Below are 1,091 nucleotides of genomic sequence, written 5' to 3' on the forward strand. Positions count from 1 at the left end.
TGGGGGTGGCTAACTTAAACTTGAAATTTACGACTTAAATAAATCTCTAACAATCCGATAAATAGAGTAGAAGGCAATAGCTTTCAATAAAACATACAAAATGGAGGAAACACACAATGAGAATCAACACAAATATTTCAGCAATGAACACATACTCCCGTTTGACTTCAGCTAACGCTGCAAAAAGCAGCTCTTTGGCGAAATTGTCATCCGGATTGCGCATCAACAAAGCAGGAGACGACGCAGCAGGGTTGTCCATCTCCGAAAAAATGAAAAACCAAATTTCTGGTTTGACACAAGCTACCCGTAACGCTCAAGACGGTATCTCTTTAATCCAAACAGCTGAAGGTGCGTTGAATGAAACCCACAGCATTTTGAACCGTATGCGTGACCTTTCCGTTCAAGCATCAAACGGAACAAACAGTGCTGAAGACTTGACAGCAATTCAAGCAGAAATCAGCTCGTTGACTACTGAAATTGACAGAATAGCCAACACAACTGCCTTTAACGGAAAAGCTTTGCTGGATGGTAGTTTATCAGAAGCGGGAAGCGGCATTCAACTTCAAATTGGCGCTAATAATACTGCCGATGAGCAAATGGAGGTAAACATTGGTGATATGTCATCTACTGGATTGAGTTTATCTGTAGATGTTACGACTGATGCTACTGGAGCAATTGACGCTATTGATGGCGCAATCGAGTTAGTTTCTGCTCAACGTTCGGAACTGGGTGCAAGCCAAAACCGCTTAGAACACACGATTAACAACCTTACAACAACAAAAGAGAACTTATCCGAAGCCAACTCCCGTATCCGCGACGTGGACATGGCAGAAGAAATGATGGAGTTCACGAAGAACAATATCCTTTCCCAAGCTTCTACAGCAATGTTGGCACAGGCCAACCAAATGCCTCAAGGCGTATTGCAGTTGTTGCAATAAAATAAAACACTTCACCCTGTTTAATCATTTATTAAAAAAATTACGTTCAACAGATTTGTGAGGCTGGGACAAAAGCCACTAAATAAAAACGACGAGAAATTAGATTAACTAATTTTCTCGTCGTTTTTGCTATATATAATTAGGCATACAAAA

The 1,091-nt window shown here is 40.7% G+C and carries 1 protein-coding gene; it reads left to right on the forward strand.

The window, feature by feature from the left end:
* Nucleotides 1–116 precede the first annotated feature (116 nt).
* Entirely contained in the window at nucleotides 117–938 is an 822-nt protein-coding gene (locus G470_RS0111765; RefSeq protein WP_028274954.1) for a flagellin N-terminal helical domain-containing protein, read from the forward strand.
* Nucleotides 939–1,091: the final 153 nt, after the last annotated feature.

The organism is Atopococcus tabaci DSM 17538, from assembly GCF_000429585.1.
GTDB lineage: Bacteria > Bacillota > Bacilli > Lactobacillales > Carnobacteriaceae_A > Atopococcus > Atopococcus tabaci.

Bases quoted from the DNA above. Each gene is read 5' to 3' on its own strand.
- G470_RS0111765 (WP_028274954.1), top strand. From the start codon at position 117: ATGAGAATCAACACAAATATTTCAGCAATGAACACATACTCCCGTTTG.